This window comes from Streptosporangium sp. NPDC051023 (assembly GCF_040689595.1).
GTDB lineage: Bacteria > Actinomycetota > Actinomycetes > Streptosporangiales > Streptosporangiaceae > Streptosporangium.
In genome coordinates this window covers 21,422-45,928 of record NZ_JBFBCE010000075.1, presented here as the reverse complement: position 1 = coordinate 45,928, position 24,507 = coordinate 21,422, and the positions used below count along the sequence as shown (strand labels likewise).

At 69.9% G+C, this 24,507-nt stretch carries 25 protein-coding genes; 13 read left to right on the top strand and 12 right to left on the bottom strand.

Annotated features, from left to right (window positions below):
* From AB0395_RS36120 to AB0395_RS36095, 6 genes are all read left to right on the top strand, one after another.
* On the top strand, positions 1-623 hold a 623-nt coding region (locus tag AB0395_RS36120), incomplete at its 5' end, for a S41 family peptidase (protein ID WP_366288774.1).
* Positions 624-714: 91 nt separating this feature from the next.
* The gene (locus AB0395_RS36115; RefSeq protein ID WP_366288772.1) at positions 715-1,773 is read left to right on the top strand and encodes an ABC transporter ATP-binding protein; all 1,059 of its coding nucleotides are present in this window, start codon (positions 715-717) and stop codon (positions 1,771-1,773) included.
* A 124-nt stretch (positions 1,774-1,897) separates the two neighbouring features.
* Positions 1,898-2,695 (top strand): ABC transporter permease, encoded by a 798-nt coding sequence (locus tag AB0395_RS36110; RefSeq protein WP_366288770.1) that lies wholly within the window; start codon positions 1,898-1,900, stop codon positions 2,693-2,695.
* Between the two features lie 13 nt (positions 2,696-2,708).
* Entirely contained in the window at positions 2,709-4,067 is a 1,359-nt protein-coding gene (locus tag AB0395_RS36105) for a sensor histidine kinase (RefSeq protein ID WP_366288768.1), read from the top strand.
* Entirely contained in the window at positions 4,064-4,657 is a 594-nt protein-coding gene (locus AB0395_RS36100) for a response regulator transcription factor (RefSeq protein WP_366288766.1), read from the top strand. Before AB0395_RS36105 ends, AB0395_RS36100 begins: the two co-directional genes overlap by 4 nt.
* Before the next feature lie 203 nt (positions 4,658-4,860).
* Positions 4,861-5,178 carry an STAS domain-containing protein gene (locus AB0395_RS36095; protein WP_366288764.1) on the top strand — a complete coding sequence of 106 codons (318 nt, stop codon included), beginning with the start codon at positions 4,861-4,863 and terminating at the stop codon, positions 5,176-5,178.
* A gap of 96 nt (positions 5,179-5,274) precedes the next feature.
* On the opposite strand, the gene AB0395_RS36090 is transcribed toward AB0395_RS36095, so the two are convergent.
* The 7 genes from AB0395_RS36090 to nucS form a co-directional block, all read right to left on the bottom strand.
* A complete protein-coding gene (locus AB0395_RS36090) occupies positions 5,275-5,856 on the bottom strand; it encodes a TetR/AcrR family transcriptional regulator (protein ID WP_366288762.1) in 582 nt (193 codons plus the stop codon).
* A gap of 322 nt (positions 5,857-6,178) precedes the next feature.
* Positions 6,179-6,802, bottom strand: a complete 624-nt coding sequence (locus AB0395_RS36085) for a response regulator transcription factor (RefSeq protein ID WP_366288760.1) — start codon at positions 6,800-6,802, stop codon at positions 6,179-6,181.
* A 3-nt stretch (positions 6,803-6,805) separates the two neighbouring features.
* Positions 6,806-8,191, bottom strand: coding sequence for a sensor histidine kinase (locus AB0395_RS36080; RefSeq protein ID WP_366288758.1), 1,386 nt, complete (start codon positions 8,189-8,191; stop codon positions 6,806-6,808).
* A complete protein-coding gene (locus AB0395_RS36075; RefSeq protein ID WP_366288756.1) occupies positions 8,188-9,363 on the bottom strand; it encodes a sensor histidine kinase in 1,176 nt (391 codons plus the stop codon). The genes AB0395_RS36080 and AB0395_RS36075 overlap by 4 nt, the downstream gene beginning before the upstream one ends.
* Positions 9,360-10,202 (bottom strand): ABC transporter permease, encoded by an 843-nt coding sequence (locus tag AB0395_RS36070; RefSeq protein ID WP_366288754.1) that lies wholly within the window; start codon positions 10,200-10,202, stop codon positions 9,360-9,362. Before AB0395_RS36070 ends, AB0395_RS36075 begins: the two co-directional genes overlap by 4 nt.
* 107 nt (positions 10,203-10,309) lie before the next feature.
* On the bottom strand, positions 10,310-11,152 hold the full coding sequence (locus AB0395_RS36065) for an ABC transporter ATP-binding protein (RefSeq protein WP_366288752.1): 843 nt from the start codon (positions 11,150-11,152) through the stop codon (positions 10,310-10,312).
* A gap of 142 nt (positions 11,153-11,294) precedes the next feature.
* Positions 11,295-11,954: an endonuclease NucS gene (gene nucS / locus AB0395_RS36060; RefSeq protein WP_366288750.1), complete on the bottom strand. Its 660-nt coding sequence runs from the start codon at positions 11,952-11,954 to the stop codon at positions 11,295-11,297.
* Between the two features lie 160 nt (positions 11,955-12,114).
* Here nucS and AB0395_RS36055 point away from each other — a divergent pair, with 160 nt between their 5' ends.
* From AB0395_RS36055 to AB0395_RS36040, 4 genes are all read left to right on the top strand, one after another.
* Positions 12,115-13,584, top strand: coding sequence for a 3-hydroxybutyryl-CoA dehydrogenase (locus tag AB0395_RS36055; protein WP_366288748.1), 1,470 nt, complete (start codon positions 12,115-12,117; stop codon positions 13,582-13,584).
* Positions 13,581-13,901, top strand: coding sequence for an ATP/GTP-binding protein (locus AB0395_RS36050; RefSeq protein ID WP_366288746.1), 321 nt, complete (start codon positions 13,581-13,583; stop codon positions 13,899-13,901). Before AB0395_RS36055 ends, AB0395_RS36050 begins: the two co-directional genes overlap by 4 nt.
* 72 nt (positions 13,902-13,973) lie before the next feature.
* Positions 13,974-14,687 carry an alpha/beta hydrolase gene (locus AB0395_RS36045; protein ID WP_366288744.1) on the top strand — a complete coding sequence of 238 codons (714 nt, stop codon included), beginning with the start codon at positions 13,974-13,976 and terminating at the stop codon, positions 14,685-14,687.
* Between the two features lie 75 nt (positions 14,688-14,762).
* On the top strand, positions 14,763-15,548 hold the full coding sequence (locus AB0395_RS36040; protein ID WP_366288782.1) for an alpha/beta fold hydrolase: 786 nt from the start codon (positions 14,763-14,765) through the stop codon (positions 15,546-15,548).
* Here AB0395_RS36040 and AB0395_RS36035 read toward each other — a convergent pair.
* The 3 genes from AB0395_RS36035 to mce all read right to left on the bottom strand — a co-directional run bounded on the left by AB0395_RS36035 (position 15,508) and on the right by mce (position 18,677).
* Complete coding sequence (locus AB0395_RS36035; protein WP_366288742.1) at positions 15,508-16,650, bottom strand: AI-2E family transporter; 1,143 nt, start codon at positions 16,648-16,650, stop codon at positions 15,508-15,510. The two genes, AB0395_RS36040 and AB0395_RS36035, sit on opposite strands and share 41 nt — an antisense overlap.
* A gap of 124 nt (positions 16,651-16,774) precedes the next feature.
* On the bottom strand, positions 16,775-18,055 hold the full coding sequence (locus tag AB0395_RS36030) for a DivIVA domain-containing protein (protein ID WP_366288740.1): 1,281 nt from the start codon (positions 18,053-18,055) through the stop codon (positions 16,775-16,777).
* Positions 18,056-18,254: 199 nt separating this feature from the next.
* Positions 18,255-18,677: a methylmalonyl-CoA epimerase gene (gene mce, locus AB0395_RS36025; RefSeq protein WP_366288738.1), complete on the bottom strand. Its 423-nt coding sequence runs from the start codon at positions 18,675-18,677 to the stop codon at positions 18,255-18,257.
* A gap of 84 nt (positions 18,678-18,761) precedes the next feature.
* On the opposite strand from mce, the gene AB0395_RS36020 reads away from it, so the two are divergent.
* Positions 18,762-19,949, top strand: a complete 1,188-nt coding sequence (locus tag AB0395_RS36020; protein WP_366288736.1) for an acetyl-CoA C-acetyltransferase — start codon at positions 18,762-18,764, stop codon at positions 19,947-19,949.
* An 86-nt stretch (positions 19,950-20,035) separates the two neighbouring features.
* The gene (gene meaB, locus AB0395_RS36015; protein WP_366288780.1) at positions 20,036-20,974 is read left to right on the top strand and encodes a methylmalonyl Co-A mutase-associated GTPase MeaB; all 939 of its coding nucleotides are present in this window, start codon (positions 20,036-20,038) and stop codon (positions 20,972-20,974) included.
* Positions 20,975-21,013: 39 nt separating this feature from the next.
* Here meaB and AB0395_RS36010 read toward each other — a convergent pair whose 3' ends face one another.
* Positions 21,014-21,688, bottom strand: coding sequence for a DUF4230 domain-containing protein (locus AB0395_RS36010; protein ID WP_366288734.1), 675 nt, complete (start codon positions 21,686-21,688; stop codon positions 21,014-21,016).
* A gap of 264 nt (positions 21,689-21,952) precedes the next feature.
* Positions 21,953-23,581, bottom strand: a complete 1,629-nt coding sequence (locus AB0395_RS36005; protein ID WP_366288732.1) for a hypothetical protein — start codon at positions 23,579-23,581, stop codon at positions 21,953-21,955.
* A 299-nt stretch (positions 23,582-23,880) separates the two neighbouring features.
* On the opposite strand from AB0395_RS36005, the gene AB0395_RS36000 reads away from it, so the two are divergent.
* Entirely contained in the window at positions 23,881-24,414 is a 534-nt protein-coding gene (locus AB0395_RS36000; RefSeq protein WP_366288730.1) for a MarR family transcriptional regulator, read from the top strand.
* The last annotated feature ends 93 nt before the right edge of the window (positions 24,415-24,507 follow it).

The following is a 24,507-nucleotide window of genomic DNA, read 5'->3' as shown; positions in this document are numbered from 1 at the left end:
GCTATCTGCACGTCCCGGACATGGTCGCGGAGGGCTGGGCGCAGTTCCACCGCGACCTGCGCAGGGAGATGACCCTGGAGGCACTGGTCGTGGACGTCCGGGGCAACCGGGGCGGCCACACCTCCGAGCTCATCATCGAGAGGCTGATCCGCAAGGTCATCGCCTGGGACCTGCCGAGGGGGCTGAACCCGATCACCTACCCCGAGGACGCCCCACGCGGCCCGCTGGTCGCGGTCGCCGACCACAACGCCGGATCGGACGGCGACATCGTCACCGCCGCCTTCCAGGTCTACAAGCTCGGACCCGTGGTCGGCACCCGGACCTGGGGAGGCGTCATCGGCACCGAGGGCGACCACCGGCTGGTCGACGGAACGCACATCACCGTGCCGAGATACTCGTTCTGGTTCGACGGGCTCGGCTGGGGGGTTGAGAACTACGGCGTCGACCCCGACGTCGAGGTGGACATCACCCCGCAGGACTGGGCCCAGGGGCGCGACCCGCAGATCGAGGAGGCGGTACGGCTGGCGCTGGCCGCCCTGGAGGAGCGGCCCGCCGCGACCCCGCCCGACCCCGCGACGCGTCCTTCCCGCCGCCGCCCCGTGCTGCCGCCCCGACCAAGCTGACATTTGTCATCTCATCCAGCTGACATATCCGTACCTGGCCGGTGATATCGGCGACTACCTGGCAAAAGTCAGGAAGAGCACGATTATCGCCATGAGAACCCCACAGTCCGCGGACACGGCGGACACCGGAGCCGTCGGCCTCGAGAACGTGATCGAGGTCGGCGGGCTCCGGCAGAAGTACGGTGACTTCGAGGCCGTGCGCGGCGTCTCCTTCACGGTCGGAAAGGGCGAGATCTTCGCCCTGCTCGGCACGAACGGCGCGGGCAAGACCACCACGATGGAGGTGCTGGAGGGCTTCACGCCCGCGACCGACGGGACCGTCAGGGTGCTCGGCCTCGACCCGGTCGGGCAGCGCCGCGAGCTGCGGCCCCGTGTGGGGATCATGCTGCAGGAGGGCGGTTTCTTCGGGGACCTCACCGTGGCCGAGACGGTCGACCTGTGGCGGGGGCTGAGCGAGGACGCGGGTCGTCCCGTGACCCTGTCCGGCACCGAGCTGCCCTCGCGCCTCACCTTCACGGGCTGGACGAAGGGGGCGGACCGCCGCACCATGGGGGCGCTTGAGCTGGTCGGCCTCGAGAGCAAGGCGAGGGTCAAGGTCAAGCAGCTGTCCGGTGGCCAGAAGCGCAGGCTCGACCTCACCCTCGCCGTGATGGCCGCGCCCGAGCTGCTCTTCCTGGACGAGCCGACCACCGGTATGGACCCGGAGGCCCGCCGTACGACGTGGAAGGTGATCGAGGACCTGCGGGACCGGGGCACGACCGTGCTGCTCACCACGCACTACCTGGAGGAGGCCGAGCGCCTCGCCGACCGGCTGGCCATCATGCACGAGGGGCAGATCCACACCTACGGCACGGTCGACGAGGTCGTGGCGGGCTCCGGCGACCTCATCTCCTTCCGGCTGGGCGGCGGGTCGCGTTCCTACGACGAGCTTCCGTTCCTGGACGGCGCGGCCCCCGTGCTCACCTACGCGGGCGACGGCACCGAGGTCGCCTACACCCTGACGGGCGAACGGGCGGAGATCCGCGCCCACGCGGCCCTCGGGCCGCTGCTGGCCTGGGCGGAGAGCCGCGGCGAGATCCTGGAGCGGCTGACCGTACGGAGGGGAACCCTGGAGGACGCCTTCATGCGGGTGCTCGGGGAAGCACCGTGAGCCGCGGGGACGGCACGGGGCGGGACGGATCCGGCGCCGAGCGGCGCAACGGGTCCGAAATCAGGGGCGGAGCGATCCGCGGGGAACGACAGGCCGCGCGGCGGCCGGGGAGCGACGACCGATCATGAGAACCGATGTCCTGCACGCCGTACGGCTGGCGAGGCTCGACCTGACCCTGGTGGCCAGGAACACCACGACGCTGTTCACCGTGCTGCTGATGCCCCTGCTGATGGCCTGGCTGTTCACCCAGACCCAGACGGACGCGAACATCGAGGGGGTGCCCGCGCATGTCTTCGTGCTGACCGGGGTGCCCGGCCTGATGCTGGGGTTCGCGGTCTTCATCAACCTGGTCAACTCCTTGACCGCCCGGCGTGAGGAACTGGTGCTCAAGCGGCTGCGTGGGGGCCAGCCGTCTGCGACAGCGGTCCTCGCCGGGAGCGCCCTCGGTGCGCTCGCGCTCTTCCTCGGGCAGGTAGTGCTGCTGGGGGTTTGGATCCAGCGCACCGAGGGGCTGCTTCCGGTCAACGTGCCGCTGATGGTGCTCGCGGCGGTTCTGGGGGTCGCGGTGTTCGGCCTGCTCGCCGCCGCCTTCTCCGGGATCACGCCGAACGCGGAGACGGCCCAGATCACGGTGCTTCCGGTGATCCTGGTCATGCTGATCGGCGCCCCGGTCGCCTTCCCCACGAGCACGCTGCCCGGGCCGCTGGGGGCGATCTCCGACCTGCTCCCGGTGACCCCGGTCGTGAAGATCATGCGCAGCGCCTTCCTCGGCGCCGACCACTACTCCGGCAGCGCCAAGGCGCTGGGCGTGATCGAGCAGTGGACGGGGGCGCTGCCCTCGATCGGGATCCTGCTCGCCTGGATCGCGGTGACGGCCCTGCTGGCCAGGTGGCTGTTCCGGTGGGAACCCCGGCACGGATAACGTCTACCGCGAGATGCAGACAAACAGCGAAACGGAGGAGACGGGACGCCCCGCGCGTTCCGTCTTCTCCGCGTTCTCCACCGTGTCCGGGCGCCTGCGCCGCGCGTCCTGGTTCCCCCGGATGACCGAGCCGTCCCCGGTGGCCGGCGGGCCTGCCGCCTCCTCGGATCCATTCCTGGAGGGAGATCCCCAGCCGGAGGGGAGTCTCCTCCAGGGCCTCCTGTGGTGGCGGGGGAGGGGCTCGACGGTCGAACGGCTCCGCAGGTCGACCGTCCTGTCCCTGCTCGTCGGCGTTTTCTTCGCCTGGGTCGGCGCCTTCATGAGGCTATTCGGCAGCGAGTGGCGGGTCTCGATCCCCCTGGCGATCCTCGACCTGGTGGGCGTGACGGTCTTCAGCGTCCTGTACGTACGGATGGTCAGGGCCTCCGTCGCCGGAGCCAGGGCGGACCGCGAGGTCGTCGTGTCGGGCGTGGTCGTGCTGGTCCTGATGCTGGTCCTGGACGGCGAGCTGTGGTCCCTCGGGCTCCTGGCCATCGCCTGGTCGTCCGGAGTCGCCCTGCTGCTGAGCAGGAGGGGGGCGATCGCCGTGTCCGTCGCCGCGGCCGCCGTCGCCCTGGTCCTCGTCCCCAGCGGAACCTTCGAGCCGACCGACGATCCCCGTTTCCCGATCGTCAGCTATCTCCTGATGGCCATGTTCCTTCCGTGGGCGAACCGCTTCCAGCTCTGGTTCTGGAAGGTGGCCAGATCGGCGGAGGAGGTCAAGGAGGCCAGGGCCAGGCTGGCCGTCACCGAGGAGCGGCTCCGTTTCTCCCGCGACCTGCACGACCTGGTCGGGCACAGCCTCTCCGCGATCGCGGTCAAGAGCGAGGTGGCCGTCAAACTGTCGGGCATCGACGCCGAACGGGCCGCCGCGGAGATGGACGAGGTGCGCGGGCTGGCGCGCGAGGCGCTCAAGGAGATCCGTACGGCGGTGCGCGGCTATCGCACGGTCGATCTCGACGCCGAGCTGCGCAGCATGGTCGCGGTGCTCGAGGCGGGCGGCATCCGCTGCACGCTGGAGGTTCCCGGGGAGCGGATCCCGGAGGAGCTGGCCACGCTGCTCGCCTGGGTGGTCCGCGAGGGCACGACCAACGTGCTCAGGCACAGCTCGGCGACCGGCTGCCGGATCGCGATCGTCCTGCGCGAAGGCACGGCCGTGCTGGAGATGACCAACGACGGCGTCGCACGGGCACACGGGCGCGGTGGCACCGGCCTGGCCGGGCTTTCCGAGCGGGTGACGGCCGCGGGAGGCGTCCTCACCGCGGGCGCGGGGACGGGCGGCGCGGGCGAGTTCAGGTTGCGGGCCACGGTCCCGCTGGAGGGAGCACGATGATCCGGGTCCTGCTGGCCGACGACGAACATCTGATCCGCAGGGCGATCGCCACGCTGCTGGGCCTGGAGCCGGACATCGAGGTGGTCGCCGAGGTGGCCAGGGGGGACCTGGTCGCGGCTGCCGTACGGGAGCACGGGCCCGACGTGGTCGTCCTGGACATCGAGATGCCGGGGATGGACGGGCTGAGCGTGGCCGAGACGCTGCCCGGTCACGCGGTGCTGATGCTGACCAGTTTCGGGCGTCCCGGCTATCTGCGGCGGGCACTCGCGGCGGGGGTGCGGGGTTTCGTCCCCAAGGACGCCTCGGCCGACGAGCTGGCGGCGGCGATCCGCAAGGTCAACTCCGGCGGCCGTTACCTCGACCCGGAGATGGCGGCCTCGGCGATGATGGCGGGGGAGAGCCCGCTCACCGAGCGTGAACGCGGAGCCCTCTCCCTGGCCTCGAAGGGGGCGACCGTCGGTGAGATCGCGACGTCGCTGCACCTCACGGAGGGAACCGTGCGCAACTACCTGTCCAGCGCGATCACCAAGCTCGGCGCGACCAACCGGATCACCGCGATCCGTGTGGCCCAGGAAAAAGGTTGGTTGTGAACAGCATTTTTCTTTTTGGAGGGGGCAAGGGGACCTCACGGTGACAGAAAGTCCGGCTCCGTAAGCCCGCGGAGCCAGCGGCTCTCTTCGCGCCGTGACGTTGCGTGACCGCGTCATGTGGCCGACGGTCTCGGTGACGCACGATGACGCACCGTGACCGTGTCCGGTCGTGACCACGTCGCGACCCGATCTGAGGAGGAGGCATGCGCGCCACTGGGAACCCAGAAGCGCAGGTGGTGGGCGTGGGCAACCGCCTCGACGTCGGCACCGTGGCCGGAGTGCGCCCGAGGCTGCACGGCGCCGTCGACTCCGGTGACGGCGATCTGATCGTGGATCTCTCCGAGCTTGAGATGATCGACGCCACCGGCCTCGGCATGCTGGTCGGCACACACCGCCGCGCGCTGGCCGCGGGACGCCGTCTCGTCCTGCGGGGGGTGCCGCCCCGCGTCATGCGGGTGCTGGCGGTGACCCGGCTCAACCGGGTGCTCATCGTCGAGTTGTCCATGGTCGCGGTGGCCTGACCCGGCCTGCCCGGCCGCCGGCCGCGCGCCGTGGCCCGCGGTCCGATGTCCGCGGGCGCGCCCGCGAGGGAGGCCGGGCGAGGGGTCGGCGAGGGGTCACAGCACGAACGACCGGTGGAAAATGTGCACGGCCGTGCTGATCAGGCTGTCGACCTGGGGCGGATCCTCGGCCAGTACCCACTCGATGAGCAGTTCCTGGATGGCGCCGATCAAGCCCAGCGAGAGCAGGTGCCGGTTGGCCTCTATGGTGTCCGGCAGATCGAAGATGTTGGCTTCTATGATCTTGGTGAAGGCCTTCACCGCCTTCTGCCGTGACGTGGTGAGGCAGTCGCCCGCCCTGCGCACCTCCAGGTGCATGATCCGGGCACGTCGTCTGTCCTCGGTGACAAAGGTGATGTAACCCGCGAGGCCTGCCTCGACCCTGCTGAACAGCGTGTCGGGGGCCTGTTCGACGGCCTTCGCCACCGAGGCCAGTGTCTCCTGCACACACCTGTCGTGCAGTGCCTGCATGAGCTCGTTGCGTCCGGAGAAGCACTCGTAGAACGCGCGGTTGGAGATGCGCGCCGCGGCGCACAGCTTCTCGATCGTGGTCTCTGGGAAACCGGGGTCGGAGTAGAGGGTGTACGCTGCGGCGATCAGGCGTTCCCTGCGTTCCGCAAGACGCTCCTCGGCTGACATTCCTCGGTACGATCGGCCATTCATGTCAAGTCTCCCGCCCTGGTGCGGGGTTGACAAATATTCGTTTTATCACTTCCACCTCATGGTCCTGGCCCCCAGAATCCACCATTATGGGTGCAAGATCCTTTTTGTGGAAGAGTAAGTGTTCTATCGCTTGAGTCTTCCATGCAAGAAGGTCACGAGCCTGACTGGCCAGTCAAGTCACCCGTGCCCGAGGGCGCGGCGCGGCGGGCCGGACGGAAGCGGCGCGTCCGCGACGACCTCCACCGAAAGGGGAACCATCTCGCGGCGGTGGATCATCCCTCGCCCGGTGAATTCGTCCTCACCGGACGAGGAGCCCCCGGTCCAGGGCCGTGGTGACGGCGGCGGTGCGGTCGGAGACGCCCAGCTTGCCGAAGATGCGCAGCAGATGGGTCTTCACCGTGGTCTCGCTGATGAACAGGGCCCTGCCGATCTCGGCGTTGGTCAGCCCCTTGGCCACCAGGGCGAGTACCTCGGCCTCACGGGGCGACAGCGACTCGGCCACCGGTGCCCGCATCCTGGTGACCAGCCGGGTCGCGACTGACGGCGACAGCACGGTCTCCCCTCGCGCGGCCGAGGTGATCGCGGCCAGCAGGTCGGCCATCGAGGTGTCCTTCAACAGGTATCCGGCCGCCCCCGCCTCGACCGCCCGCACGATGTCCTGGTCCGTCTCGTAGGTGGTCAGCACGACCACCCGGCTCTCCGGCCGGTCGGCGAGGATGCGGGAGGTGGCGCTCACCCCGTCGCCGTTCGGCATGCGGAGATCCATCAGGATCACGTCGGGCCGCAGCTCCCTGGCCCGCACGACCGCCTCATCCCCCGAAGCGGCCTCGCCGACCACGGTCATCCCGGAGGCCGCCTCCAGCATGCCTCGCAGGCCCTCACGGACCACGGGATGGTCATCAACGATCATCAGACGCAGCACTCGTCACACTCCTCGTCGGGCAGGGGGATCGCCGGGCCCGCGTGCCGGGACGACGTCGGCATGGGGGGTGCCGGGCTCGCGCGTGGGGACGACGTCGGCGGGAGAGGGGCAGGGGTCGTGGGTGGGGACGACGTCGGCGGGAGAAGAGCAGGATCCGTGCGTGGGGACGACGACCTCCAGGAGGGTGCCTCCGCCGATGGGGCTGGTCAGGGACAGGGAGCCGCCGACCTGCTCGACCCGGGCTCGCATGCCGTGCAGACCGTACCCCTCGGCAGCGGACGGCCCGAAGCCGACGCCGTCGTCGAGGACGGCCAGCCGGGTCGCCAGGGGAACGTACTCCAGCGTCACCGTGACGGCTGTGGCACCGGCGTGCTTGCGGACGTTCGCCAGCGCCTCCTGCGCCGCGCGAAGCAGGACGACCTCGGCCCTGGTCCGGGTCGGCCTGGACTCGCCCAGCACCTCGAACGCGGCGGTCACGGCGAGTTCCTCACCGAACCGCGAGACCATCCGCCTCAGCGCCTCCTCCAGCGTGGCACCGGAAAGCGGCGCCGGGCTCAGCGCGGTGACCAGCGCGCGGGCCTCGGCCAGGTTCTCACGCGCCGTCTGCACGGCCAGCTCGATCCGCCGCTCGTCAGGCTGCTGGAGCAGCATGATGATGCTGGTGAAGCCCTGGGCGAGGGTGTCGTGGATCTCCCCGGCGAGCCGCTCCCGCTCGGTCACGACCCCCCGCTCGACCGAGAGCCTGGCGACCTCGGCGCGGCTGCGTTCCAGCTCCTCGATGAGCGACGCGCGTCCCCTGCTCTGCTCGACGACGTCCTGGATCCACGGCCCGAAGACCAGGGTCGAGGCCAGCGAGAGGACCGTGGCGATGGGGAAGGCGATCAGGTCCTCCTCACGCGGCAGGAGGGGCAGGTACAGCGCGGGAAGCAGGTTCAGCGCCACGGCCGCGATCATCGCGTGTCTCTTCGGCAGCAACATGTAGTACTGCGGTCCGAAGGCGAACAGCAGGAACCGGGTGGGCGGGCAGAGGGTGGAGGCCGGGGTGAAGAGCACGATCGACAGCACGATGTAGACCCGGCCCCTGGTCGTGCCGTAGGCCTCGCCCGGAATGCGCCTGCCCAGGAACACGTAGGCCATCGCGCAGCCGCTCAGCAGGAGCAGCACGATGACCTTCCACACGGGGGTGAGCGTGTCGTCGAAGGCGGCGAAGGCGACGGAGACCACGAAATCAAGGAGATACAGCCGCTCCCAGCCGTTCATGCGGTGGTAGGCGTGCCGTTCCCCCGAGACGGGGACCGCCTGCGGCTCCGCGTCCGAGGCAGAGAAGGGCCTTTCCCCCGGGGCCACGGAGACCGGCTCCCCCGGGGAGGGCACGTCTCCCGCGCTCATCCCGCGACCTCGACGGTGAGCGTGGTCCCGGCCCCCCGTGAGCTGCGCACCCGCAGGGAGCCACCGACCTGCTCGACCCGGCTGCGCATACCACGCAGACCGTACCCCTCGGCGGCGGACGGCCCGAAGCCCACGCCGTCGTCGCGGACCTCCAGCGCGACCCTCCCCGGCCCGTAGGCCGCCGAGATGTCCACCCGTTCCGCGGCGGCGTGCTTGCGCACGTTCGCCAGGGCCTCCTGGGCGGCGCGGATGAGCACCACCTCGACGGCGGGTTGCAGCGCGCGCGACTCGCCGTGGACGGCGAACGCCACCGCGATCCCCGTCTCCTCGCCGAGGCGGTCGGCCAGCCGTACGAGTGCCTCGTCCAGGGTCGAGCCGTCCAGCGGGGCCGGACTGAGCGCGGCCACCAGCGCGCGGGCCTCGGCCAGGTTCTCACGCGCCGTCTGTACGGCCAGCCCCAGGTGACGCCCCGGGTCCGGCTGCGCCTGCGCGGCCTGGAGCAGCATGATGATGCTGGTGAAGCCCTGGGCGAGGGTGTCGTGGATCTCCCCGGCGAGCCGTTCCCGCTCGGCCATCGCCCCCCGCTCGGCCGACAGCCTGGACACCTCGGCCCGGCTGTCGACCAGCTCCCTGATGAGGTCGGCCCGGTCCATGCTCTGCGCGGCGACGCGATCCATCCACAGGCCGAAGACCGCGGAGAACAGGATCGCGATCACGGTGACCGTCAGGAACTCGAACCCGTCGGGGCCGCCCCCGGGGAACAGGTGGCGTGGGATGTGGGCCACGCTCAGCACGATCACCGGGATCATGGCGCCCTTGGTCGGATAGACCATGAAGCACTGCGGGCACAGCCCGAACAGGGCGAACGTCGCGGTCGAGGAGATGGAGGCGGAGCAGGCGAACAGCACGATCAACAGCACGATGTAGACCGTCCCGCGCCGCCGGTTCTCCGCCACGATCGCCGGACGGCCGAACAGCAGGTAGAGCGGCAGGACGGCGACCAGGCAACCGGCCGCGACGGCCTTCTCGGGCACGGAGATGTCGTGGAACACGATGAACACGGCGGGCAGGAGGATCGCCACGACCAGCAGGATCTCCCAGACCGCCAGCGACTCCCACACATGCTGCCCAGCCGGGTCCTCGGCCCGGCCGGGCCGGTTTTCGGGGATCATCCGTCGCGACGGCTCTTCCACCGGAACGTCAGCAGGCACAGCACCAGTCCTCCGACGACCCAGGCTCCCAGGACCAGGGCGACCCGGTCCAGTTCGTACGACTTCGTGATCTCAAGTGTGGCGCCCGCGTCACCGAGGAAGACCGAGCGGAACCCCTGGCACATCCACTTCAGCGGGAACACCGAGGAGATGTTCACCAGCCAGCCGGGAAGCTGGCCGATGGGGATGTACACCCCGGAGACGAACTGCAGCACCACGAACGGGAGCGTGATCACCGCGGTGGCGCTCTTGCCCGAGCGGGGCAGGCTGCTGATCGCGACGCCGAGCAGCGCCGAGGCGAGCACACCGAGCACGAAGACCCAGACGAAGGTCACCCAGGTCGAGACCTCGGAGGGAAGCTTCAGGCCGAATGCCAGCACCCCGATGGCCAGGAGGATCACCACCTGGCAGAAGGACAGGAACAGAGTGTTGAGCGCCTTGCCGACGAAATAGGAGCTGCGTGGCAGCGGCGTGCCCACCAGCCGCTTGAGCGTGCCGTTGTCGCGGTCCATCGCGATGTCGATGCCGAGATTCTGGAAGCCCGTCATCGCCGCGGAGCCGATCAGCCCGGCCACGTAAAGCTGGGAGACGTTGAGTCCCGTCCCCTCCAGATCGCCCGCGAAGATCGACCCGAAGATCGCCAGCAGGATGATCGGGAAGGAGAAGGTGAAGATGACCGCGTCCCGCTCGCGGAAGAACAGCTTGGTCTCGAAGGCCGCCCGTGAGAGCCCCAGTTGTATCGCGGACGGCCGCCAGGACACCGCGGGTGCGGCGGGAGATCGAGTGGTTGTCTCGCTCATGGAAGTGGATCACCTCGAAGGGATCGGTAGATGGCAGTGCGGAGTGATCACCGGTTCCCGGCGCGCCCGCTTTCCGGACGGGAGCGACGGGGGATGGGAGGCGACGGTCAGGCGGGAGCCTCGATGAGCTGGAGATACATTTCCTCCAGGGTTGGCCGGGTCACCGTCAGCTCAGGAACCTCACCGTCGAACCGCCTGGTCAGCTCCAGCACGGCGCGGGTCGGAGTGTCCGTCTCCAGCGTTTTGCGCTCGCCCTCGTCCGACCAGCTCACCCTGGCCTTCGCGTTCGCCCTGCCGCCCAGCGTCGCGGGCTCGCCCTCGGCCACCACACGGCCCTTCGCGACCACGGTCACCCGGTTCGCCAGCGCCTCGACCTCGTCCAGGTAGTGGGTGGTCAGCACGATCGTGGTCCCCTGGTCCGCCAGATGCCGGATCAGGTCCCAGAACTGCCGCCGCGCCTCCGGGTCGAACCCGGTGGTCGGCTCATCGAGGAAGAGCAGCTCCGGGTTGCCGATCACGCCCAGTGCCACGTCCAGCCGCCGCCGCTGGCCGCCGGAGAGCTGGCGGATCCGCTTGTCCGCCTTGTCCGTCAGGCCGACCTGCTCGATCACCTGGTCCGGGTCGTTCGAGACCGGGTAGTAGCTCGCGAAGTGCCGCACGGTCTCCCGTACCGTCGCCTCGGTCATGTCGTTCGCCGTTTGCAGCACGACCCCGATCCGTGAGCGCCACTCGCGGGTCGGCCTGTCGGGGTCGAGGCCCAGGACGCTGACCTCCCCGGCGTCCCTGGTCCGGAACCCCTCCAGGATCTCCACCGTCGTCGACTTCCCCGCCCCATTGGGGCCGAGGATCGCGAACACCTCACCGGCGTCGATGTCGAGGTCGATGCCCCCGACCGCCTGTACGTCGCCGTACCGCTTGGTCAGGCCGCGTACTTTCACCGCTGTCTTCATGCCTCAAGCGTCGGCCCTGTACGGCTTGCGCAGCACCCACGACCGGTGGAACGTCCCTGTCCTCCGAACGAAGGACAAGACCTCCCGGCCCGCCCTCGCCCTCGTTGAAACCCGGGCTCCCGTTGAACCCCCCGCGCCTCCGTCAGAACAGAGTGTCGTTGCGCTCGATGCCCCGCAGCTCGTCGTAGTCGAGGGTCACGCAGCGGATGCCGCGGTCCTCCGCCAGCGTCCTGGCCTGCGGCACGATGGCCTGGGCGGCCAGGATCCCGGTGACGGGGGCGAGCAGGGGATCGCGGTTCATCAGCTCCAGATAGCGGGTCAGCTGCTCAACGGCGTCGATGCCCGCCCTGCGCTTGAGCTCGACGGCCACCGACGCGCCGGTGTGATCACGGCAGAGGATGTCCACCGGGCCGATCGCCGTCATGTACTCGCGGCGGACCAGCGTCCAGCCCGCGCCCAGCGTGGTGATGTGCTCGGCCAGCAGCTCCTGCAGGTGCGCCTCGACACCGTCCTTGACGAGCCCGGGATCGACGCCCAGCTCATGGCTGGAGTCGTGGAGGATCTCCTCCATCGTGAGGACGAGCTTCTCGCCGGTCTTGCCGTGCGTGACCGTCCAGGTGCCCTCCTCCTCGCGGAGCTTGCAGGGCGGATTCATCCAGTTCAGTGGCTTGAAGGCCCGGTCGTCCGCGTGAATGGAGACCGAATTGTCCGCTTTGATAAGGATGAGCCTGGGCGCCATCGGAAGATGAGCGGTGAGCTTTCCCACGTAATCCACGCTGCATCGCGCGATGACCAGACGCATGGCACACAAGACTAGTCCCAGGACTCCGCCGCCGATCCCGAATCGGCTCACGAGGGAGCCGGACGAGAGTGTCCGGAAGGCGGACGGCGCCTTGACCCGCGGCTGTCGATTGCCCGGGCTGGTTTTGGGATGAGACGGACACCTCTGGGAGACTGGCGGCATGACGCGCAGCTTTGAGAAGGTCGGAGTTGTCGGGCTCGGCACGATGGGGGCGGGGATCGCCGAGGTCTTTGCCCGCGCCGGGCTCGCGGTGGTCGGCGTCGAGGCCGACCCCGCGGCGCTTGAGCGTGGCCGAGGCCACCTGGAGGGGTCGACCGGAAAGGCCCTGGCGAAGGGCAGGCTGAGCGAGGCCGAACGGGCGGAGATCCTCGGCAGGGTGACCCTGACCACCTCGCTGGACGACCTCGCGGACGCCGACCTGGTGGTCGAGGCCATCCCCGAGGTCATGGACTTCAAGCGAACCCTCTTCACCGACCTGGATCGGATCTGCAAGCCGTCCGCGGTGCTCGCGACCAACACCTCCTCGCTCTCGGTGACCGAGATCGCCGCGACCACCACGAGGCCGGGCCAGGTCGTCGGCATGCACTTCTTCAATCCCGCGCCGATCATGAAACTGGTCGAGGTGATCCACACGGTGGTCACCGAGGACGGCCTGGCGGACGAGATCGCGGCCCTCGCGCGCAGGCTCGGCAAGACGCCGGTGAGCGTCGGCGACCGCGCCGGGTTCGTGGTCAACCGGCTGCTGCTGACCTATCTCAACCATGCCGCCGTCCTGCTGGAGAACGGCCTGGCCACCCGCGACGACATCGACGCGGCGATGAGACTCGGCGTCGGGCTGCCGATGGGTCCCTTCGCGCTGCTGGACCTGATCGGCCTGGACACCTCGTACGAGGTGATGTGCGTGCTGTTCCAGGAGAGCCGTGACCGCCGCCACGCCCCCGCGCCGATCCTGCGGGAACTGGTCACCGCGGGGCTGCTCGGCCGTAAGGCGGGTGCGGGCTTCTATGACGGGGACGGCCCCGCGCCCGCGCACACGGACGGCAAGCCCTCGGTCGGCTCGGTCGCGGTGCTCGGCGAGGGCGCGGAGGAGTTCGCCGCCAAGCTCAGCGCCGCCGGTTTCAAGGAGGGGCTCGCCGACGACGCGGACGTGGTCGTCGCGCTGTCGCACAACCCGGTGATCGAACTGGCCGCGCAGCTCCCGCACCCGGGGCGTCTGGTCGGCCTGCACCTGGTCGGGGAGAAGGTCGCCGAGATCGCCTCGACCGTGCTCACCTCGCCGGACGTGACGCGCGCCGTCGAGGGCCTGGTCCGGATCATCGGCCGTACCCCGGTGCACTGCAAGGACCGGGCCGAGTTCGTGGTCGACGCGCTCCTGTACCCGTACCTGAACGACGCCGTGCGGATGTACGACTCCGGCTACGCGGGAATCGAGGCCATCGACGCGGCCATGAAGCTCGGTTGCGGCTACCCGGCGGGCCCGTTCGAGATGCTCGACGCGCTGGGCCTTGAGACCGTCCGCGACGGCCTGCGCGCCCTGTACGCCGAGTATCGTGACCCGGCCTTCGCCCCCGCGCCGCTGCTCGACCAGCTCGTCACGGCCGGGGTGCGGAGCATCCGCGACCTGTCATGAGCCCCCGCAGAGCCCGAAGGGCCGACCCTTTCGACCGGGGCGGCCGGGCCGCCCCCGCACGTCCCGTCGGCGGGTCCGTGCCCGGTGTCGACCAGGTCGAGGAGTGGCCTGACGGCGACTGGCACGTGCGCCGGGTCACCGGCTCCGGCGCGGACAAGGTCTACCGGTGTCCGGGCTGCGACCAGGAGATCAGGTCCGGCCTGCCGCACCTGGTGAGCTGGCCTGCCTGGTCGGGCGGGGAGGAAGAGCGCAGGCACTGGCACACCGTGTGCTGGCGCAACCGGGTCAGACGCGGCCCGGGGCGGAGCAGGTACTGAGAGCGGCCCGGAGCACCGGGTAGGCCGGGCCGGAGGGGTCCGGACGGCGGTAGTGAGGAGACACGGAGACACATGGAGATCAGGTCCTCGACGGTCCTGCCCGCGCGCAGGGAGCCGATCGAGCTGCACACCGGGGACGGGCTGAAGCTCGTCGGCGAGCTGGCCCTTCCCGCTGACAAGCCGCCGGTGGCCACGCTGATCTGCCTGCACCCGCTGCCGACGCACGGCGGCATGATGGACAGTCACCTGTACCGCAAGGCCGCCAACCGGCTGCCCGCGCTGGCGGATCTGGCGGTGCTGCGGTTCAACACGCGCGGCACCTCCTCCGAGCGCGGCACCTCGGAGGGCGCGTTCGGCGGCGGTGAGGAGGAGCGGTTCGACGTCGCCGCGGCGCTGGAGTACGCCGACTTCCACGATCTGCCCCATTCGTGGCTGGTCGGCTGGTCCTTCGGCACCGAGATCGCGCTCAAGTGGGGGCGCGACCCGCTCGTGACGGGCGCCGTCCTGCTTTCCCCGCCGCTGCACCGGGCCACCGACGCCGACCTCGACGCCTGGGCGGCGTTCGGCCGTCCGGTGACGGCGCTGGTCCCCGAGTTCGACGACTACCTGAGGCCCCAGGAGGCCAGGACGCGGTTCGCCAGGGTGCCCCAGGCCGAGGTCGTCGGGGTCGAGGGCGCCAAGCACCTGTGGGTCGGCGAGCCGTACGTACGGATCGTCCTCAACGAGATCGTCCGGCGGGTCAACCCGGCGGCCTACCCGCTGCCGTCGGAGGTCGACGGCGCCTGACCTCTCGGTGTCCGACCCGCCGCGCATCGTGGGGTGCCAGATCGCGGGCCCGGGACTACGGTGGACAGCGTGCACATGTACACACGGTCAGCGGGCGAGGGGCTTCCGCTCGTCCTCCTGCACGCCTTTCCGCTGTCGTCGGCCATGTGGCTGGCCCAGCGAGAGGGCCTCGCCGCGGTCTGCAAGGTCATCACCCCCGACCTGCGGGGCTTCGGCGGCTCGGCGCTCGGTGAGGACGAGCCCTCCGTCGACGTGATGGCCGACGACGTCGCGCGCCTGCTTGACCGTGAGGGGGTCGACAGGGCCGTCGTCGGCGGTCAGTCCATGGGCGGTTACGTGACGATGGCCATGTGCAGGCGCCACCCCGACCGGCTGCTCGGGGTGATCCTCGCCGACACCAAGGCGGGCGCGGACACCGAGGCGGCCAGGGCGAACCGGGAGCGGGTCGCCACGGCGGTGCTCGGCAGCGGGTCGTCCGTCCTGGTCGAGGAGATGCTGCCCGCGCTGGTCGGGCGGACGACCGCGCAGCGTAGGGCGATGGTGTTCGGCCGGGTGCGCGGGCTGGTCCAGTCGGCGCCGCCGCAGGCGGCCGCCTGGGCCCAGCGGGCCATGGCAGGCCGTCCCGACTCCTTCGACACCCTGCGCGGGCTCAAGGTCCCGGCCCTGGTGATCGTGGGCGAGGAGGACGAGATCTCCCCGGTCGCCGACGCGGAGGCGATGGTCGGAGCCGTGCCCGACGGACGCCTCGCCGTGATCGAGAAGGCCGGGCATCTGAGCGCCCTTGAACAGCCAGAGGCGTTCAACCGCGCCGTCGCCGGTTTTACAGCTGAGCTTGCCGGGGCAGCACGACCTCACGGATGATCAGCGCGATCGCGGCGGCGACCGGGATGGCCAGCAGCGCCCCCACGATGCCCATCAGCGTGCCGCCGAACAGCGCGGCGATCACGGTGACCGCCGGTGTCACGTCCACGGAGCGCTTCATGACGCGCGGGTAGATCAGGTAGTTCTCGACCTGCTGGTAGACCAGGAAGAAGATCCCGCAGGCGATGCCGAGTGTCCCCGACTGCAGCAGCGCGACCAGGGTCACCAGCGCGGCGCCGATCGTCGCCCCGACCAGCGGGATCAGGTCGGCGACCGCCACGACCAGGGCCAGGGCCAGGGCGTACTGCATGTTCAGGACCGCGAGGAACAGCCAGGTGACGACGCCGGCGATCACCGAGATCAGCAGGTTTCCGGCCACGTAGCCGCCGATGCCGTCGAGAATCTCGTCGCCGAGTGCCTCGGAGCGCGCCCTGCGGCTCTTCGGCACGAGCCTGAAGAGGTACTCCTTGATCGAGGGCAGCGAGCCGAGGAAGTACAGCGTCAGCACCAGCAGGGTGACCCCGGAGAAGAACGCGTTGAACACCACGGCCCCCGCGCCGACCAGGCCGCCGGCCACGGTCTGGGCGAGGCCGCCGCTGGTGATGTAGTCACCGATCCTGGTGAGGATCTGGTAGTCGCTGTCCAGCCCCTTGAGGGTGGGATTGGCCAGCAGTTCCTGGACGTATCCGGGCACCGCGCTGACGAAGGAGGCGGCCTCCCGGCTCACCGGTGGGACGATCGCCAGGCCGAAGAGCACGAAGAACAGAATCACCCCGCCGAAGACGATCGAGATCGCCCCTCGGCGGGGCATCCGGCGCCGCTGCAACGACTCGACGGCCGGGTTGAGCCCGACGGCCAGGAACATCGCGACCACGATCAGCACGATCACGCTGCGCGCGGTGATCAGGGCCTGGGCCAGCGCCCACGCGGTCAGCAGGCCCAGGCCCGCGGTCAGTCCCACGAGGAACGGGTTCCTGGTCAGGGGCTTGCCCGGCTCGCCGTACGGCGCCGCAGGCTCGGCACGAGCCTTCGGCGGAGCGAACGGATCAGGGGCGGGCGCTGGAGTCTCGGCGACGTCGGCTGTCTGGGACGCTTCGGGCACGGCTGCTCCTGGCGGTGGGGGACGCGAGGCCGTACGAGACGGCGGGAACGTGACAAGAGAGCCTAGCGACCATCCAGGCCGCCAGACTCTCTTGTAGCCGTCGAGAACGCCCCGTGAACCGGCGCTACTCCTGCCACCACTCCGCGTCGTCGTCCTTGCTGGAAGCCTTCGCGGAGGCCGTGACCGGCTTCTCGCTGCCGTTCGAGGCCGGGATCGCCGGCTTCGGCGGGGCCGCGGTGATCGCGGGCTCCGGCTCCGCCGCCGGGAGCGGCGCGCCGCCGAGCAGCTGGCGCAGCTGCGCGAGGTGGCTGGTGATGCTGTCGCGCTGGCGGGTCAGCTCGTCGACCTGGCGCTGGGCCACGGAGCGGCTCCGCTCGGCCTCGGACTTGGCCTCGGAGACGATCGACTCGGCGCTCGCCTTGGCGTCGGCCACGAGCTGGTCGGCGTTCTTGCGCGCGTTGGCGAGCAGCTGCTTGGCGTGGGTGTCCGCCTCGCGGCGAGTCTGCTCGGCCTGCTGGGTCGCCTTGGTCGCGCGCTGTTCGGCGGTGGCCGCGCGCTGCTCGGCCTCGGAGACCAGCTTCTGGGTGTTGGCCTGCGCGGTGGCGTGACGCTCTGCCTCCTGGCGCTCCGCCTCCTCGCGGCGGGCGGCGAGCTGGATCTCGAACTCGGCCTCGTCCTGGGCGCGCTTGGCCTCGGACTCCTCAAGAACCCGCTGGGCCTGGGCGCGCATCTCGTCGGCCTGGCGCTTGGCGGTGGTGAGGATCTCGTCGCGCTCGCGCTTGGTCGAGGCGCGCAGCTGGGCGACCTCGCGCTCGGTGGTCGTGCGCAGCTTGGCGATCTCGCGCTCGGCGTCCGCGCGCTTCTCCGCGACCTCGTGGTCGGCGGTCGCCCGTAGCTTGGCGACCTCGCGCTCGGTGGTCGCGGTCAGCTCGTCGGACTCGCGGCGAGCGGTCGAGCGGATCTCCTCGGCCTCCCGCTCCGCGGTGGTGCGCATCTCGTCGGCCTCGCGGGTGGCGAGGGCGCGCTTCTCCGCCGCTTCGTTCTCGGCGGCGGCGCGCAGATCGGCGGCGTCGACCTTGGACGCGGCCTTGATCTCGTTGGCCTCTGAACGGGCGGCTTGGACCAGCTCGGTCGCCTGCTCCTCGGCGAGACGGAGGAGCTGCTCGATCCGCGCGCCGAGACCCGAATAGGTCGGGCGCTCCTGCTCCTGCAACTGGCGCTGGGAGTCGGACAGATCCCGCTGCAGGCTCTGGAGCTGTTCCCTGGTCTGGCGCAGTTCGTTGTCGACTTGCTTGAGATGGTCGTGGACCTGGTGCCGGTCATAGCCACGGAGCACCACGTCGAATTCCCGGGCGGGGGTGTCCTCGAAGAAATTGTTGAGCTGGGCGTCGATGTCGGACTGCATGGAGGCTCGATCCTGGGTTGTCGAGACGGCTACACGGGCCGGACGGGGGATTTCGGACATCCGAGGCGGGAGCCGTGGCGGGATCCACACGTCCGGTGGTAGGCCAGCGTACTCTGGAGTTGCCGAGTTGTCGGTCTCCTCTGGCTTTCTGCGTGACTTGTTACGTATGAACGTTTCTTACATTTGACATGGCGCGCCTTTAGTGCTTTGGAGCCTGAACAAGTTCGGTGAGCATTCCTCCGACATCCTTCGGATGCAGGAAAGCGATCGAGGAGCCCATCGTGCCGTGCCGGGGCCGCTCGTCGAGAAGCCTGACCCCCCGATCGCCGATCTCCCGCATCGCCTCGGCGACGTCCGGAACGCCGAACGCGACGTGGTGCACCCCTTCACCGCGCTTGGCCAGGAATTTGCCGACCGGTGTGTCGGGGCCGAGCGGTTCGAGGAGCTGGATGTAGGACCCGCCTCCGTTGCCGTCCGCTATGTGCAGCATCGCCTCCTTGACGCCCTGCTCCTCGTTGACCTCGCGCGCCACCACCGTGAGCTCGAAGGTGCGTTCGAAGAGAGCGATCTTCTCCTCCAGGTCGTGGCATGCGATTCCCACATGATCGATGCGCATGAACATATGACCAACCTCCATGGCGGTTGCTTGGGTACCCATGGGTATGGTGGCAAAGTCGTCCCAAGCCTGCCAGGGAGGCCCCTGCTTATGTCTGGTTCCGTCATTGTCGCCGGAGCTCGCACCCCCATTGGGCGGCTGCTCGGCTCACTGTCCGGCCTGTCGGCCGTCGAGCTCGGCGGCATCGCCATCAAGGCCGCTCTGGAGCGCTCCGGTGTCGCTCCAGAGGCCGTACAGTATGTGATCATGGGTCAGGTCCTCCAGGCCGGAGCGGGTCAGATCCCCTCCCGCCAGGCGGCCGTCAAGGCCGGTGTCCCGATGACCGTCCCGTCGTTGACGATCAACAAGGTCTGCCTGTCCGGCCTCGACGCCATCGCCCTCGCCGATCAGCTCATCAGGGCGGGTGAGTTCGACATCGTGGTCGCCGGAGGTATGGAGTCCATGTCGAACGCCCCGCACCTGCTGCCAGGCCTGCGCAGGGGGGTGAAGTACGGCGACGCGGGCATCGTGGACTCGATGGCCTTCGACGGCCTCACCGACGCCTACGATCAGGTCTCCATGGGCGAGTCGACCGAGCGCCACAACGCGCGCCTCGGCCTGACCCGCGAGGAGCAGGACGCGTTCTCCGCCCGCTCCCACGAGCTGGCCGCCGCCGCGATCAAGAACGGTGTGCTCGACGACGAGATCGTCCCGGTGTCGATCCCGCAGCGTAAGGGAGAGCCGGTGGTCTTCTCCGCCGACGAGGGCGTGCGGGCGGACACCACGGTCGAGGCCCTCGGGCGGCTGCGGCCCGCGTTCAGCAAGGACGGCACGATCACCGCGGGGTCTGCCTCGCAGATCTCGGACGGCGCCTGCGCGGTGGTCGTGATGTCCAAGGCGAAGGCCGAGGAACTCGGCCTGGAGTGGCTGGCGGAGATCGGGGCGCACGGCAACGTGGCGGGCCCCGACAACTCGTTGCAGTCCCAGCCCGCGAACGCCATCAAGCACGCCCTCGGCAAGCAGGGCCTCTCGGCCGACGATCTCGATTTGCTGGAGATCAACGAGGCCTTCGCCCAGGTCGTCCTCCAGTCGGTCAAGGAGCTCGGCGTCCCGCTCGACAAGGTCAACGTCAACGGCGGCGGCATCGCCGTCGGCCACCCGATCGGCGCCTCCGGCGCCCGCATCGTTCTGGCGCTCGCCCACGAGCTCCGGCGCAGGGGCGGCGGGCTCGGCGCCGCGGGCCTGTGCGGCGGAGGCGGCCAGGGCGACGCCCTGATCATCCGCGTTCCCTCGGCGTGACGGTGCGCGACTCAGGGCCGGTCACCCGGGACGGGCGGCCTCAGGCCGCTGAGGCAGAGCTCTCCTCGCCCTCCTCGACGGCCGGGGTGGCCGATCTGGTCGCGCGGGCGCGGGCCGGGCAGCCGCGCGCCGTGGCCAGGCTGATCTCGCTGGTGGAGAACGGCTCGCCGCTGCTCAGGGAGATCATGACCCGGCTCTGCGCGGACCGCCCGCTCCGGGCCCGGATCATCGGGCTGACCGGTTCTCCCGGCGTCGGCAAGTCCACCTCCACCGGGATGCTGGTCCAGGCATTCCGCAAGCAGGGCAAAAGGGTCGGCGTGCTCGCCGTCGACCCTTCCTCGCCGTTCACCGGCGGCGCGCTGCTCGGTGACCGGGTGCGGATGCAGGACCATGCGACCGACCCCGAGGTGTTCATCCGGTCGATGGCCAGCCGCGGCCACCTGGGAGGCCTGTCATGGGCGACTCCCCAGGCGCTGCGTGTCCTGGAGGCCGCCGGGTGCGAGGTCATCCTCATCGAGACCGTCGGGGTGGGCCAGGCCGAGGTCGACATCGCCTCGCTCGCCGACACCACCATCGTGTTGCTCGCCCCGGGGATGGGCGACGGCGTCCAGGCGGCCAAGGCGGGCATCCTGGAGATCGCGGACGTGTTCGTGGTCAACAAGGCCGACCGCGACGGCGCCCAGGCGGCCATCAGGGAGCTTCGCAACATGATCGCCCTGGTCGAGCGCGACTGGAAGCCGCCGATCGTGCCGACCGTCGCCTACCGTGGCGAGGGGTCCGAGGATTTGGTGGACGCCCTCGACGCGCACTGGGCCCACCTGGAGAAGTCAGGTGAGCTGGCCCGCAGGCGCCATGTCAGGGCTCGCGACGAGATCGAGGCGATCGCCCTGACCGCCCTTCGCTCCCGCTTCGCCGACCTTCACGGCGACCTGCGTCTGGACGCTCTGGCCTGCCGCGTCCTTGAGGAGGGCCTCGACCCCTACCGGGCCGCCGACGAACTGCTGGCGGCCGCCGACGGCAACTGAACGACCGGCGGCCCGGGGAGGCAGGAGGCCGGTGGGAGGTCAGGGCTGGTCGGCGAACTTGACGGTGACCTTGTCGAAGCCGAGGCCGTTCAGCATGCCCTGCAGCATGGTCTTGGTGTTCTGGTCGGCGCGGCTGAGGAGGTCGCTGCCCTGCGCCGCCTCGGCGATCTTCTTCTCGGCCAGCACGTAGAGCTCCTGCTGGTCGCCGGGGGAGGAGGACAGGAAGTCCTGGACCCGGTCGAAGAGACCGCGCTGCTGGGCGTAGACGTAGGAGCGCTTGTTGTCGAGGTTGGGCTTCTCCAACTGGGCGTGGGGCAGCCTCACCGTGACCTCCTTGCGGTCGGGTGAGACGGTCAGCGCGCCCGTGGTGAGGCCGCCGAAGTCGACGTAGGCGTCCACTCCGCCCGCGCCGACGAAGAGAGTGCGGCTTCCCTTGATGGCGTCGGGCAGGAAGGCGGCGTCCTTCTCCAGGTCCACGACGACCTGGAAGTTACCGGTTGCCGCCTCGAAGCGGCTGAGGTTGTGGATGGACTCCAGCAGCACGGGCTGGCTGCGGTCGACCGTGTTCTCGCCGAACGGGTTCAGCCACGACCAGGCGAGACGAGCGCCGACGACGAGGAGGACCACGACGACGAGCAGCCCTGCGAGCAGGCGCCAGCCTTTCCGCCGGGGGACGGGCATCGCCTCCGGCGGCGCTTCCATGGGGGCATTCACGGCGATTTCCTTCCCTCGGTGGCCGCGTTCTCACATCGAGCGGGGGCCGCGTTCCCACGTTCGAGCCTATGCCGATCTTGTCGCTTCCGCCGAGGCGGTTTTCCGCCCTTCTTTCCGACTCTCCCCGGCGGGGACCGCTCCGCCGGCCGTTCGGCGAACCGCTCCGCCGGCCGTTCGACGGACCGGTCCTTTCACGGCCCGTCGGCGGACCGGGGGACAGGTGGCGGCGGTGCGCGCCGGGGGACGGGCCGGGGTCCCCGAGGCTCAGCGGCTCCTGGGAGGGCCGCTCAGGCCATCGAGGTAGGCCGGCCCCTTGTCGAGGTCGCCCGGGTTCTCCGGTCCGGCCGGATCTTCCCGCCCCACGGGGCCCTCCTGATTCGGTCGCGTCACCCGGCCGGTCCGCGCCGCCCGTCCTGCCCGGCCCGCGTGCCGTACCTGGTCCGCCCGGCGAGGCCGGTCCTGCCGCGTGAGCGGGCCCGTCTGACCGGTCCGGCTTGTTTGACCGGTCCGGTCGAGCCGATCGGTCCAGCCGGGCTGGTCGAGCTGGCCGGGCTGATCAAGCTGACCGGTCTGGCTGGGCTGATCAAGCTGATCAAGCTGATCGAGCTGGCCGGGCTGACCGGTCTGCGTGGTCTGTGTGATCTGAGTGGCCTGTTCCGCCTGGGCGCCGAAGTGACCGCTCTGCAGCCTGCACGCCGCGAAGTCGGCGTAGTACAGCCGCAGCCACTCGCGCCGCTGGCTCTCCGTCAGACCGGAGAACCAGGCGGCGGCGTACTGGTGCTCGGGAAGCGGGCCGCTGGGCAGCGGCTTGCCGCGCAGCCACGCGATCACGATGTCGCGGTACCCGCCCGCCGGGGTGCCGTCGCACTCCTGGGCCAGACTCTCGACGAACTCGTCGGCCGCCTCGTCGGCGAACCCGCTCGACAGGTCGTCCACATGGATCGGGATCGCGCCCGAGGGAAGGGACGCGTCGTCACTGCGGGGACGCTGTTCGAGACGGGAGAACTCGCCCGGCGTCCCCGCCAGACGGGATGCGATCTTGACGAACGCCGAGCCGAGCTCGGGCAGCCCCGTCCGCATCCCCGGGTGCACACAGACCGTGATCGGCCACTCCTGGCAGCTGTAGACCACCCGCTGGGCGGAGATCGTCGATGGCTCGCTGAGCAGCCTGGCCATTCCGGTGCCCGCGGCCAGCACCGCAAGCAGTGCCCCGGCCAGCACCAGTGCCTGGCGCGTCACCAGCGCGGCCCAGCCGAGTAGCAGCGCGGCGCTGACCCCCAGCAGCCAGAGCGTCTGGTCGGTGAAGGCCGTCGAGCTCAACCCCCGGAACACGTCGTACGGCTCCCGCGTGGTGGGAGCGAGCCGGTCGGCCCAGGTCTCTCCCCGCGCCAGCCAGGTGAACAGGCCATAGCAGCCGAGTCCGGCGAGCACCGGAGTGATCGTCCACGGCAGCAGCCACCCGGTCACCCAGCCGATGGTGACGTACAGGGTCAGACCCGCGACCCCCATGACCAGGCCGCTGGGCAGCAGCCGCCCCACCTGCTCGGTGAGCATCGTCCTGACCGCAAGGACCAGCACCGTCGCGGTGAAGGAGCCGGTTACGACCACCAGGATGGCCAGCGGCGCGCGCACCGCCTGCCAGGTGGTCAGCGACCGCCGTCCCGTCCCGCGCCGTCTGCGCACCGCGACCCAGGCGGCGAAGGCGGCGGCGACGGGCCCGGTGAGCCGCAACGAGCCGATCACCGCGACGATGATGTTCTCCCACGCGCTGACGCCGGGAATGAGGACGCTCCACGCCGCGACCACGCCGAGCACGAGCAGGACGGCGACCGCCACCAATGCGCTCTGCTGGAGTTCCTCGCGTGAAACGCCCCTGTGCTCACGCACCGCCACGCGTGGAACGAATCCACGCCGTGCCGGTCGAGCCCGAGCGCGTGCCAAAAATCACACGGCGTCTGAACGCCGTCGAGTTGTCGTTCATCAAGCACCCCCCAGTGCTGTGAATGTGCGGTGGCCGGTCCCCTCGGCCACCGGTCCGGCCCGCGTCCCCCGCAGACCGCACCGAGCGCACGCGACCTCTTGGCCACGCCCTCACCATTCGATGTGGGAACCATAACCGAGCGTGACGTTTGACGCCCGGGTTCTTGGTGAAGCCATCAGTCCGGTTACTCTACGTATATGGGCGAACTGGGATGAGGCCGCGCTACCGTAGCCCTGTGGCTACAGGTCAGCTGAATTTGCCGTTCGACCCCATCCAGCGCGCCGCGGAGACGTGGCGCATTCACTTCGGGCAGTCCTCGGCGATGGCCGCCGTCACGTCGATCATGAGAGCGCACCAGATCCTGCTCTCGCAACTGGACACGCTCCTTAAGCCGTATGACTTGACCTTCGCCCGCTACGAGGCGCTGGTCCTGCTCACCTTCAGCAAGTCGGGCGCGTTGCCGCTGTCCAGGATCGGTGAGCGCCTGATGGTGCATCCCACGAGCGTGACGAACACCGTCGACCGCCTGGAGCGCGCCGGTCTGGTCCGCCGTATGCGCAACCCCAATGACGGTCGCGGGGTGCTGGCGGAGATCACCAACCAGGGGCGGAGTGTCGTGAGCGAGGCCACGAACGACCTGATGGGGGCGGGCTTCGCCATGACCATGTACGGCGAGGCGGAGCTGGAGCAGATGTTCGGCCTGCTCAGGACCATCAGGGTGGCCGCGGGGGACTTCGAGGGCTGATCGCTCGACGCGGTGATCCGGGGGAAACCTGGCCAAAAATTAGTAGGACGTCCTAGTATCTTTCTGAGGCCACAAGCCGTACGAGAAGCCGAG

Bases quoted from the DNA above. Each gene is read 5' to 3' on its own strand.
- AB0395_RS36065 (WP_366288752.1), bottom strand. From the start codon at position 11,152: ATGAAGACAGCGGTGAAAGTACGCGGCCTGACCAAGCGGTACGGCGAC.
- AB0395_RS36100 (WP_366288766.1), top strand. From the start codon at position 4,064: ATGATCCGGGTCCTGCTGGCCGACGACGAACATCTGATCCGCAGGGCG.
- AB0395_RS36040 (WP_366288782.1), top strand. From the start codon at position 14,763: ATGTACACACGGTCAGCGGGCGAGGGGCTTCCGCTCGTCCTCCTGCAC.
- AB0395_RS36090 (WP_366288762.1), bottom strand. From the start codon at position 5,856: ATGTCAGCCGAGGAGCGTCTTGCGGAACGCAGGGAACGCCTGATCGCC.
- AB0395_RS36080 (WP_366288758.1), bottom strand. From the start codon at position 8,191: ATGAGCGCGGGAGACGTGCCCTCCCCGGGGGAGCCGGTCTCCGTGGCC.
- AB0395_RS36105 (WP_366288768.1), top strand. From the start codon at position 2,709: ATGCAGACAAACAGCGAAACGGAGGAGACGGGACGCCCCGCGCGTTCC.
- AB0395_RS36070 (WP_366288754.1), bottom strand. From the start codon at position 10,202: ATGAGCGAGACAACCACTCGATCTCCCGCCGCACCCGCGGTGTCCTGG.
- AB0395_RS36115 (WP_366288772.1), top strand. From the start codon at position 715: ATGAGAACCCCACAGTCCGCGGACACGGCGGACACCGGAGCCGTCGGC.
- AB0395_RS36000 (WP_366288730.1), top strand. From the start codon at position 23,881: ATGAGGCCGCGCTACCGTAGCCCTGTGGCTACAGGTCAGCTGAATTTG.
- AB0395_RS36045 (WP_366288744.1), top strand. From the start codon at position 13,974: ATGGAGATCAGGTCCTCGACGGTCCTGCCCGCGCGCAGGGAGCCGATC.
- AB0395_RS36055 (WP_366288748.1), top strand. From the start codon at position 12,115: ATGACGCGCAGCTTTGAGAAGGTCGGAGTTGTCGGGCTCGGCACGATG.
- nucS (WP_366288750.1), bottom strand. From the start codon at position 11,954: ATGCGTCTGGTCATCGCGCGATGCAGCGTGGATTACGTGGGAAAGCTC.
- AB0395_RS36030 (WP_366288740.1), bottom strand. From the start codon at position 18,055: ATGCAGTCCGACATCGACGCCCAGCTCAACAATTTCTTCGAGGACACC.
- AB0395_RS36050 (WP_366288746.1), top strand. From the start codon at position 13,581: ATGAGCCCCCGCAGAGCCCGAAGGGCCGACCCTTTCGACCGGGGCGGC.
- AB0395_RS36110 (WP_366288770.1), top strand. From the start codon at position 1,898: ATGAGAACCGATGTCCTGCACGCCGTACGGCTGGCGAGGCTCGACCTG.
- AB0395_RS36020 (WP_366288736.1), top strand. From the start codon at position 18,762: ATGTCTGGTTCCGTCATTGTCGCCGGAGCTCGCACCCCCATTGGGCGG.
- AB0395_RS36095 (WP_366288764.1), top strand. From the start codon at position 4,861: ATGCGCGCCACTGGGAACCCAGAAGCGCAGGTGGTGGGCGTGGGCAAC.
- mce (WP_366288738.1), bottom strand. From the start codon at position 18,677: ATGTTCATGCGCATCGATCATGTGGGAATCGCATGCCACGACCTGGAG.
- AB0395_RS36075 (WP_366288756.1), bottom strand. From the start codon at position 9,363: ATGATCCCCGAAAACCGGCCCGGCCGGGCCGAGGACCCGGCTGGGCAG.